This is a genomic window from Pseudoflavonifractor sp. AF19-9AC, from assembly GCF_003478995.1.
Lineage (GTDB): Bacteria > Bacillota > Clostridia > Oscillospirales > Oscillospiraceae > Lawsonibacter.
Window position 1 is genome coordinate 204,131 of the sequence record NZ_QUGI01000002.1, and the last position, 9,893, is coordinate 214,023.

Genomic DNA, 9,893 nt, shown 5'->3' on the forward strand with positions numbered 1-9,893 from the left:
CTATCCCTACTTAATGACAAGGGTGCCGCCCAGCCGATACCGGCACAGCCCAAACCCTGTTTCGGATCGCTCCAAAATGGCCTCCGGGATCTGCTTGAGATACTTTCGCCCAAAGCTGGTGGTGCCGAAGTATGCATCGAAGTTGGCCACCGGCAGCACCACCCAGTCGGAATCCTCGGGCTTGTTGGCAAGGTAGTAGGACACCAGCGTCTCAACCATCTCCACTGGAACACCCTTGGGCGTGAGGCTGCGAAGTTGCACCACCAATGCGAGTGGAAGTATCGGTTCCTCCGTCCGGAGCGGCCCCAGCTCCAGAGCCTGGGCCAGAAAGCTGTCAAACCGCAGGCCCCACTGCCCCTTGGTGGTGGGGGCGAACAAGGGGATCTGCATCTGGATCACCTTGTCCCGCCAGGCCCGGTCAAAGCCCTTCTCAATGGCGGCACACTTCTTCTGGGCGCTGCTGGATACCTTCCCTGGATTCTCCCGCACAAAAGCCACCACCCGATGCACATGGCGGTGAAACCATCCGCTGCCGTTTTCATCTACAAGACCATGGAATTCCGAATGAAGGTTCCTAAAATCACTGCCGAACTGCCACGCCTCCCGGGGCGTGGCTTTTTTGCTGTCCGGCACACTGCACCAGGCACACAGGCCCCGCTTGGCATAGTCGATGCGTTCCCGGGGTGCTTCGGCGGGGCTGCCATCCTCATTATGAAACGCAAACCCTCTTGCCAGGATGGTCAGCACCCGGTTGAGTCCCTCGAAATCCAAAATGGTGTCGAAGGTAAAGCGGCCCAGGTAGGTGGTGTCCTGCTTGTTCCGGGCGGTGTAGTTTACTGCACCGGTGTAGTCCTGAAATTCCTTCCACTCATTCAGCATGATCCACCTCCAGCACATGTTCCTCAATGTGGTCCGGCAGCAGATCCCACAGCAGGTTCCGCTTACCCAGAGCCACCACATAGGGTACCGCCAGGCTGGGCCGGACGGTCTTATTCAGCAGCTTGCGGCAGACCTTGGACACCACAGCCCGCTCGTTGCCGCTGAAGGGAGCAGACAGATAGGCCTCCATCATCTTCTGGAAGGCCGGGGAGTCCGCCGGGCGGCGGAGCTGCTTCCGTTCCCGGGCTGTCGCCAGATCGTCCATATCACAGACCAAATCTCCCAGCAGACGGAACCCGCCGTGGCGGAAGTCGGTCAGAAGATCATAGTAGTCCGCCGCCTCCGGCAGATGCCCCTGCAGAAATGTTTCTCTCTGTCCTTCTGCCAGCAGGTGCCACTGCTGGTCCACGATGGCCTTTCGCAGAGCGGTGATACGCTCCGGGGAAAGCTGCTGGAAGAAGGCGTACAGCTCGTCGCTGTCGTAGAGCTCCTCTTGTCCTCTGGCGTAGAGGATGCGATCAATGTCCGTTTTTCGCTGCTGTCCCTTGGCAGGGGCGCGGCAGGCCCGGATGCGGGAGAGACAGTGCTCGTAGTCCCACAGCAAGGCAGAAACAGAAGAAAGAATGTTCTCATTCAGCTGTTTCTTCCAACTTCGTTCCTGGGCGAAGGTAAATAGTTCGCTATCCTTCGCTGGTTTCTCCTGAATCTTGGGCGTGTTGCGCTCCAGCTGGCGGGCCAGCCAGGGCAGCCGTTCCACCGGGGAGTCCACCGTGTCCCAGTCGATCCCAGCAAAGAAGGTCTCCAGCCGCTCCCGGTGGGTGGGCTCGTACCAGGCGCGGCGGCGCTCCTCTGCACGCTCCAACAGATATTTGTACTGGAGGAAAGGAGTGCGCTTTACCTTCCGTCCGCCCAGAAATTCATCCAGATTGGGCCGTACACCGGTCTTGGCCGCGTCGATCTCCAGCCCGCTGTAGATGGCCAGGGCTTCCAAGTCCCGGCGGCACCGCTTGCGCTCCTCCAGGTCGGCGTGGTCGTTGTAGGCGATGACGCTGCGGTCCAGGGCGGCGTTGCAGATCTGTCCGATGCGGGCGGCAAAGGTGTTTTCCACCGTCTGAAACCGGGCCTGCCAGTCGTTGGCGTCGGACTTAGGTGCGGACAAGGATGGAATTTTCAGCAGGGGCAGGTTGGCATTGTTGGAGAACTGCTGATGGACATCGTAATCATAGTTCCGCTTCACACAGCGGTTCAGGATGGGATCGGCAATGGTCTTGATGAGGTCGCCGTCGTAGTCAGCGCCGCCCAGCCGCTCCGCTGCCAAACTGTCAGCGGTCACCATGACCACATCGGTGAGGTGGCCCAGGTAGTGTTGGCGCAGGTCGTCTCCCTCTGGGTACACCGACAGCTGCAATTCCTCGTTCCGGGCGATGTGAGGGTTGCGGAGAAGGGTGCAGCTGTCCTCATGGTCATAGGCTGCACCAGGAGCAAAGAAACAGTCCTCCGCGAAGAAGTCTCCCAGCACTTGGTTGCAGAAGTCCCGCTCACCGGGCAACTGGAACACACGGGGCGCGATCAACTGCTGCAGCAGTTCCAGCAGATCACCGGAGAGGAAGCGGTTGTCCCCGGGCACCAGCAACCGCCCAACGGCGTAGCCTCGGAGGATCTTCCGGGCCTGCCCATCCAGCTGTTCCACGTAAATAGGCTCGCGGATAAACTTCGGGTTTTTCTCCAGCACCCGGGCCATAATGTGCGCGCGGCTTCCCTTGGGTTGGTTCAGGCCCCGGCAAAAGTATTCCTGCTGATATGCTTCATTGGCACGGAAGTTATAGTAGGCCGTCTCGGTGGCCTTGGTCAGCCACTGCCGGGGATCGTCCTCCGGGCTGTGGTCCCAGCCCTCCGGCAGGTCGGCGGGGCGAAATTCCTCCGGCTGAATGGAGAGGGTGGAGAGGAACTGGTAGTTGAGCTCCACCAGTTTCTCCGGCTCCGTCTTGCTCAGGTTGGTGATGTACAGGGCGTGGTTATATTCCCGGAAGGCATCCCAGTAGTCCTCCCAGGTCATACCATTCTCCTGCAGCCAGCCGTATGCCTTGAACTGACTGCGGGTGAGGATGATGTCCACACTGCGGACAGGGTGCGCCTTGCCCCAGATGTCCACAATGGTCAGGGTGCCGCTGCGCTTCAAAAAATCCTTGAAGTCCACCTGGTGGAGCATCCCCTTGATGTAGGGCATACGGATCTGGAAGGAGGTGTGGGTGTGGATGCCGCAGCAGGCCTTGTCCACTACCTCCGCATACTCTTTGGAGATGAGGCCCACGCCGTCAAAGCAGGTGATGTCCAGATCTTCCAGTGTATCCGCCCGGTAGAAGGTTCCCGGTTCTCTGCCTTCCCGCAGGGTGATGACAGGGGCTCGCTCCACTCTCTTGGATGGATTGTCTATGACGATGACCCGGTGATTTTTGTCAATGCGGATGCCGTCCACCCGGGTTCCACTGGAGAACATGAGACCATTGTAGGCGTAGAGTTTACTGAGCTGGCAGCGTCTCAGTTCCATATTCAGCATGATCCGCTGGCGTATGGGTTCATACAGATCCGCCCGGATGAAGGAGAGGCGGGACTGACGGCTCATGCTGGCGGAGCGCTCATAGGCCACATAGCGGCAGGGGCCGCTGCCGAAGTCCAGGGTGATCCCCTCGGGGCGGAACATATCTCTGGCCTTCTCCCGGCGGGCCTGCTGCGTCTTTCCGGTTCCGCGCCGGTCAAAGATTCCGGCGAAGTCCATATAGAACAGCACATCGGAAAGCGCTGTGACTTTCTCATCGCTACGCTCCCGCCAGCCCTCCCCGTGGAGTTGGTACATCAGCTGATGAAACATGGCGCAGCTGTCCTGCTCGTGCCTGGCACCCGGTACCTTGCAGTGCTCGGTGGCACTGTGGTTCAGGGTAAAGGTGAAAACGCCGTCTTGCTCCGCGGCATAACTCATCACCGCCCGGGCAGAGAGCTCGTAGATCTGATAGGTCGCCATTGGCTCACCTCCGTTTGCTCTATTCTACCACAAACCATTTCAAAATCAAAATGGATACTACTCCCACTTCTTTTGAGGTGGGAGCTTTTTGCGTTCAAATTCTTGAAATGGAGGTACTAAACATGAACAACAAAATGAACCATCCCCTGATCACAGTGGACGGCAGAACCCTGATGGATCGTCCGCTGGAGCCGCCCAATTTTGTGGTGGATACCCTGATCTCTCAGGGTCTGCACATCCTGGCTGGCTCACCAAAGGTGGGCAAGTCCTGGCTTGCTCTATGGCTGGCGGTGACAGTTGCCTAGGGAGAACCGGTCTGGAACATGACCACCAGGCAGGGCACCACCCTCTATCTCTGTCTGAAGGATTCCGTCCTCCGCATCCAGAACCGGCTGTTTGAGATCACCGAGGACGCACCAAGCAGCGTCCACTTCTGTACCGAGTGCGACCTCATCGGTCAGGGACTGGAGGAACAGGTGGACGCATTTGTCGCCGCACACCCCGACACCGTGCTGGTCATTATCGACACTCTGCAGATGGTCCGTCCGATCCACGACGCCACCTACGCCAATGACTACCGGGATCTGTCTGTGCTCAAGCGGCTGGCAGACCGGCACGGTATCGCCATCCTGCTCATCCACCATCTGAGGAAAGAAAAGGCGGAAGACGTGTTCCATCGGATCTCCGGCACCACCGCTATCAGCGGTGCAGTGGATTCCAGCTTCACGCTGGTGGAAGAGAAGCGGGGCAGCGGCAGGGCCAGACTGACCTGCGTGGGCCGGGACATCGAATACCGGGAACTGGAGCTTCGCCGCAGCGAGGAAAATGTGTGGGAGCTGGTTTCGGACAGCAGAGAAGAACCCGTGCTGCGCGAGGATCGGATCGTCGTTCTCCTCTCTGCGTTTATGAGCAGCAGAACAATATTTATCGGCACTCCCACGGAGCTCTCCGAAAAGATCGACCCTGACAGAATCGAAGGGGTAACCCCCAAAAAGATTTCAAGGCTGATCCAGCAAAGCGTTGAGGCCCTAAGAAAAAACGGAATTCAGGCAATGGTGCGCCGCAGCAATGGAAAACGAGTGATTGAGCTGAATCGTGCCGATAGTGTCGATTTGGAGGGTGCCGGAGAAATCGTCCCTATCGACCCTGTCGGGGCGCTGTGCGGCGATTTGCGGGCAGTTTCCAGGTGCGGCGAGTAAACTCCCGCAAGGCAAAAGAAACGCCGTGTTGGGCCGCTTGTGGCCGAAGGAGGAGTGCGGGTGTTCGGCGCGGGAGAATCACCTCCAAACAGGGTTCCCGCCGAAGCCCAGCGCCAGCGGGTTCGGTGGGAGGAGGACAAGCGACAGAGAGAGCGAGCTTTGCCGCTGGCGGCGAAGCGAGGGATTCGTCGTCCGCTTGGACGACGGCCAGCATCGCGTTTGTCTGGTCACCGGCAAAGCCGCCGCCCGCCTTCCGCATAATTTCCGGGCAGAAGCCCGGACCCACTTTTTCTGCAATTTGGAGGAAACGATATGAAAAAAGATATCAAATTCAGCACCCGGATGGCATCCGAAGACCGGGAGGCCATCAAGGAATTGGCGAAACGCTCCGGGATGTCTATGAGCGATTATGTGACGGCTTGCTGTCTGGGAAAGCAGGTAGTGGTCATCGATGGACTGAAAGAAGTGCTGAAGGAGCTGAAGTCTATCGGCAGAAATCTGAATCAGCTTGTCACCCTGGCGCACATGGGGCGCGTCACAGTGATCAATCTGGACGGTGTGCGCCAGGCGTTCTCTGAACTCTGCGCTGCTGTCCGGCTAATTCTGGAACGAAAGCGGTGGTGAAAAATGGCGATCATCAGCTTCACTAACTACAAGCGAGGACAGACCACCGGATGCATGGGAGCCGTGATGCGGTACACCATGCAGAACAAGAAAACCGAGTGTGACGGTCAACAGTTGGTCACAGGCATCAATTGTCAGCCGGAATCTGTCTACGCGGACTTCATGACCACCAAGCGGCTGCATCACAAAACCGACGGCGTACTGTTCTACCACATGGTGCAGAGCTTCCCGAAAGGCGAAGCAGTCGATCCGCTCACCGCTCATGCAGCGGCATTGAAGCTGGCTGAGTACTATGAGGGGTATGAAGTTCTGGTCTGCACCCATACAGACCGGGAACACATTCATTCCCACTTTCTCATCAACTCCGTCAACTTCGATACTGGGAAGAAACTGCACATCGCAAAGGAGCAGCTCCAGGAACTGCGGCAGCGCAACGATCAAGTCTGCATGGAGTTTTCGCTCCCTGTGTTCAAGCCCACGAACAGGAAAGAGAAGACCAAGACCATGTCCATCGGCGAGTATCACACGGCCGCCCGTGGTCAGAGTAAGAAGCTGCAACTCATGAATATCATCAACGACTGTATGCGCCACGCCTCCAGCCGTGAGGAGTTTATTGCGCTGATGGAGAGCGAGGGCTACAAAGTACGCTGGGAAACCTCCCGGCGGAATATCACCTACACCACACCCAGCGGCTGGCAGTGCCGTGACCGTCTGCTGTTCGGGGAGAAATATCTGAAGGAGAAGATGGAATATGAATTCAGGATCAGAGAAGAAATTATCTATGGACGAGCTGTTGGAAAAGAACCGTCCCGCACAGATGGTACAGACCACGCCACAGCCTCCGGCGCAGGAGCCGACAACGCCCCTCGAAGTGCATCCCACGAAAGCAGAGTGGGAGGATCTGCAGAGCGACCTCTACACACTGGGGTACCACACCGAGAGACAGACTGGCTATCTCAAGAAAGTCAGCGAACTGCTGGCGCAGCTCCCGACCCGGACGCAGATGGACGAGCTGCTGAAAGCGGTGAAGCATCTGGAGCAGATGAGCGAACAGGCTGGGAAACAGAAAGAGAGGCATTTTTCTCTGCCCAGCATCAGGCTGCCCAGACCGAGTCTGTCGTACATTCCATGGACCAGTCTGCTGTTGGGACTGGCAGCCCTGGCGCTGACTGGGCTGGTGCTGTGGGTGGTGTGGTCCAGCTTGGACACGCTCTGGAGCACGGCCAGGGGCCTGCTCCCGTGATGGACGCTACCACTACGCACCACCACACCGACAGCAAGGCCCTCCGGAAAGAACGACAAAAGAAAATCGCCCAAGGCCACGCCGAGGACGATCACGAAGAAGAACAGACTTGGCAGCAGACTATGTGACGGTCTGCTATTTTTGTTATCTGGATTATGTCTGGAGGAAAGGAGTTCTATGAGAAGAGAATACGAGAAATACCGTGACACCGGCATGCTGGGCGGATACGATCCAGGCAGAGCACTGCTGCAGGAAACAGAAAGCGGAGAGGTGCTGACCAGTTTTCGTGACACCTGCTACCAGCACCAGGGCGATCACAATATCAATCAAAGGGAGATGCTCATTGGAGGGAAGGTCTTTCATGTGACCTCTGTGTTCCCGATGGAGGCCACAGCGACCCCCACAGACAAGCTGCTCTCGCTCATTGACACAGACCTAAAGAAGGAAGCCCACAGCGCGTAAAGTTTCCGTGGACTTGTGCAGGCCGGTGGGGTATACTGTCCGTACCCCATACCGGCTTGCCCCAGTAAAAGGAGGTTACAGAGATATGGCAAGCCAAAAATACAACATCTTATACGGAAGACTCAGTCAGGAGGATGAGCGGCAGAGGGATGACCGGCAGAAAGAGTCCAATTCCATCCACAATCAGAAACTCTTCCTGGAGCAGTACGCGGCGGATCATGGATTTGAAAACACACTGTTCCTGGCGGACGATGGCTACTCCGGTACAAACTTTGACCGTCCGGCTTGGAAGAAAATCATAGAAATGGTAGAACGGGACGAGGTGGAGACCATCATCGTCAAGGATCTCAGCCGCCTGGGACGAGAATACCTTCAGGTGGGACAGTACACGGAGATCTACTTTCCGGAAAAGGGTGTCCGCTTTATCGCGGTCAATGATGGCGTGGATTCCCTGGTGGAGAGCAGCAACGACTTCAACCCCATCCGAAACTGGGCCAACGAACTCCACGCCAAGGACACCAGCAAGAAGGTGCGTGCTATCAAGAAAATGCAGGCGGAGCGCGGAGAGCGGCTGGGCGGTAAACCGCCCTACGGCTATAAGAAGAAGGACAGGGACTCCAAGGAGATCATCCCCGATGAGGAAACCGCTCCCATCGTGCGTCGGATCTTTGATCTGTGCGCTGCGGGAAGGGGGCCGAACCAAATTGCCAGAATCCTGACCCAAGAGCAGGTGCTGAACCCGACCAACCAGTACTACCAGGCTACCGGAGCTGCCTGCACCAATTTGGATACCACCCGTCCCTACACCTGGTCCGGCAGAACCGTGGCTAAAATCCTGGAAAACAAGGTTTACATCGGGCATACGCTCAACATGAAGAAAACAACGCTCTCCTACAAAAACAAAAAGCAGATCCAGAAACCGGAGAGCGAGCAGATCCTCGTGGAGAACACTCATGAGCCGCTCATCTCCATGGAGGTCTGGGAGATCGTGCAGGATGTACGGGCGCACAAGCGGCGACCGCCCAAGCACATGGAGGAACCGAATCTGTTCTCTGGATTGGTCTACTGTGCCGACTGCGGAAAATACATGGTGCTCTGCCGGACTGAGAAGATGCGGGAGGATCAGTACTATTTCCGGTGCTCTACTTACAGCAAGCGCGGGAAAACCGCCTGCTCACCCCATCAGATCCGGGAGGCGGATCTGAAAGCCATCGTGTTGGATGACCTCCGCAGGGTCACACACTTCGCACGGATGAAAGAGCGGCAGTTCGCCCAGTATATCAACCAACGGAACACCGCAGAACTGCGCCGGGAAATCAACCGTCTGCAGAAGGATCTGGATTCCATGCATCGGAGGTACGATGAGTTGTCCGCACTGTTCAAGCGACTCTATGAGGACAATGTCCTGGGGCGGGTGAGCGATGAACAGTTCCGCATGCTCTCCGCAGACTACAACGCCGAGCAAAAAAATCTGTCTGCAGACATTCCAGCCAAGGAGGAACAGTTGGAGAAACTGAAAGCCTCAGCCGCCAATGTGGACGCCTTCATTGAGAAGGCCAAGCGGTACACTACCATTGACGAACTGACGCCGGAACTCCTGCGGCTCTTTATCCAGCGGATCGAGGTGGGAGAACGGAGCCAAAAGTATTCCCGCTCTGCGGGACAGAGTGTCAAGATCGTGTACAGGGACATCGGCAGAGTGGACAGCCCTATGCAGGAGGGAGAGCACATACCGTATATCACAAAGCAGATCACAGATATTGAAGAAATCAAGCGATTGCTGGCATAAAACACAACAGGCGGACAGCGGAAGCTGTCCGCCTGTGTGCCTGACAATTCAGTGGGTTCAAAAAGTGTACCTGTGGGAACTATCAGAATGGGAGGCGCTTTTTATTTTACCGGCAGAACCGATAGTTGTAACGTAATTTCCAATATTTGTATGAGCCTGTCTCCCTTTGTTCCAGTGCCCACCACAGGTGAAAGCCTAAATTGTAAAGGAGGATGCACCATGGCGAGTGGACAGACAAGTAATTACGGATTAAATCAGTGGGCAGCAGAGGATAAGGTTTTAAGGGAGGAGTTTAATCGGGATAATGCAAAACTTGACAGTAAATTGGGACAGATTCCCAATATTGTGACCGGGACTTACCAAGTACCCCAAGAGCAATTAGGACAGCCCTATCATATTTCTTTGGGGTTTCGACCTAAATTGGTTCTGGTATGGAGAAATCAGGTAAGTGGATATGCGGTCTATTTACTTTATTGTGCTATGGCTCTTGATGGCTCTCCTATTACAGAGCATACCAGCAAAATTTCGCTCATGGAAATTGATGATGATGGTTTCTTTGTTCAACGGGTCATGTATAACAGCTCTACGGCTTATTATCCACAGTTGTCTGAGGCTACGGAGTATATGTATATGGCTATTGGATAACTTTATAAAGAGACCCCCCCCCCCATTTGGGCG

Annotated in this window: 7 protein-coding genes and 1 pseudogene; 6 read left to right on the forward strand and 2 right to left on the reverse strand. The window is 56.2% G+C overall.

Going from position 1 to position 9,893, the window contains the following annotated elements:
- Nucleotides 1-6: 6 nt before the first annotated feature.
- The gene (locus DWX58_RS03810) at nt 7-879 is read right to left on the reverse strand and encodes a hypothetical protein (RefSeq protein WP_118641678.1); all 873 of its coding nucleotides are present in this window, start codon (nt 877-879) and stop codon (nt 7-9) included.
- Nucleotides 869-3,898 carry an RNA dependent RNA polymerase gene (locus tag DWX58_RS03815; protein WP_243093245.1) on the reverse strand — a complete coding sequence of 1,010 codons (3,030 nt, stop codon included), beginning with the start codon at nt 3,896-3,898 and terminating at the stop codon, nt 869-871. The genes DWX58_RS03810 and DWX58_RS03815 overlap by 11 nt, the downstream gene beginning before the upstream one ends.
- A gap of 173 nt (nt 3,899-4,071) precedes the next feature.
- Here DWX58_RS03815 and DWX58_RS03820 point away from each other — a divergent pair.
- From DWX58_RS03820 to DWX58_RS03845, 6 genes and pseudogenes are all read left to right on the forward strand, one after another.
- Nucleotides 4,072-5,097 (forward strand): annotated as a pseudogene (locus DWX58_RS03820) (AAA family ATPase).
- Between the two features lie 312 nt (nt 5,098-5,409).
- A complete protein-coding gene (gene mobC / locus DWX58_RS03825; protein ID WP_006572268.1) occupies nt 5,410-5,721 on the forward strand; it encodes a plasmid mobilization relaxosome protein MobC in 312 nt (103 codons plus the stop codon).
- A 3-nt stretch (nt 5,722-5,724) separates the two neighbouring features.
- Nucleotides 5,725-7,092 carry a relaxase/mobilization nuclease domain-containing protein gene (locus tag DWX58_RS03830; RefSeq protein ID WP_118641679.1) on the forward strand — a complete coding sequence of 456 codons (1,368 nt, stop codon included), beginning with the start codon at nt 5,725-5,727 and terminating at the stop codon, nt 7,090-7,092.
- 49 nt (nt 7,093-7,141) lie between these two features.
- Nucleotides 7,142-7,426: a hypothetical protein gene (locus tag DWX58_RS03835; RefSeq protein WP_087262536.1), complete on the forward strand. Its 285-nt coding sequence runs from the start codon at nt 7,142-7,144 to the stop codon at nt 7,424-7,426.
- Between the two features lie 85 nt (nt 7,427-7,511).
- Entirely contained in the window at nt 7,512-9,215 is a 1,704-nt protein-coding gene (locus tag DWX58_RS03840; RefSeq protein ID WP_118641680.1) for a recombinase family protein, read from the forward strand.
- 219 nt (nt 9,216-9,434) lie between these two features.
- A complete protein-coding gene (locus DWX58_RS03845) occupies nt 9,435-9,860 on the forward strand; it encodes a hypothetical protein (RefSeq protein WP_118641681.1) in 426 nt (141 codons plus the stop codon).
- Nucleotides 9,861-9,893 lie beyond the last annotated feature (33 nt).

Excerpts from the sequence above, each read along its gene's own strand:
- DWX58_RS03810 (WP_118641678.1), bottom strand. The coding sequence starts at position 879 with ATGCTGAATGAGTGGAAGGAATTTCAGGACTACACCGGTGCAGTAAAC.
- DWX58_RS03815 (WP_243093245.1), bottom strand. The coding sequence starts at position 3,898 with ATGGCGACCTATCAGATCTACGAGCTCTCTGCCCGGGCGGTGATGAGT.
- mobC (WP_006572268.1), top strand. The coding sequence starts at position 5,410 with ATGAAAAAAGATATCAAATTCAGCACCCGGATGGCATCCGAAGACCGG.
- DWX58_RS03830 (WP_118641679.1), top strand. The coding sequence starts at position 5,725 with ATGGCGATCATCAGCTTCACTAACTACAAGCGAGGACAGACCACCGGA.
- DWX58_RS03835 (WP_087262536.1), top strand. The coding sequence starts at position 7,142 with ATGAGAAGAGAATACGAGAAATACCGTGACACCGGCATGCTGGGCGGA.
- DWX58_RS03840 (WP_118641680.1), top strand. The coding sequence starts at position 7,512 with ATGGCAAGCCAAAAATACAACATCTTATACGGAAGACTCAGTCAGGAG.
- DWX58_RS03845 (WP_118641681.1), top strand. The coding sequence starts at position 9,435 with ATGGCGAGTGGACAGACAAGTAATTACGGATTAAATCAGTGGGCAGCA.